General features: G+C 64.9%; 1 pseudogene. It reads left to right on the top strand.

Going from position 1 to position 271, the window contains the following annotated elements:
• Positions 1-122 (top strand): annotated as a pseudogene (locus ACSNOK_RS34345) (transposase); the annotation flags it as partial.
• Positions 123-271 lie beyond the last annotated feature (149 nt).

Here is a 271-nt window from a genome sequence, read left to right as displayed (position 1 = left end):
ACTTCACCCTCGACGGCACCGACCACGCCAGCCACAAGGAGCAGGGCAGCGTGATCCGCCGCTACATCATCCGGCGGAACAAGCACGCCGCGGACGAGCGCCTACGCGAAGTGGTTACCAGGGGCGAACGTAGCTTGACGCAGCGCCAAGGCCGCATCGTGACGCCGCCACCTATCAGCTACTGTGTACTGCCGTCGTCGAGTCCGGTGATGACTCTGACGTCCGCTTCGGACATGTCCAGGATCCCGGCGATCAGGCGGGCCTGCAACAG

Source organism: Streptomyces sp. URMC 126 (assembly GCF_051386555.1).
Taxonomy (GTDB): Bacteria; Actinomycetota; Actinomycetes; order Streptomycetales; family Streptomycetaceae; genus Streptomyces.
The sequence above is the reverse complement of the archived record's forward strand: the minus strand, read 5'-3'. Positions and strand labels throughout refer to the sequence as shown.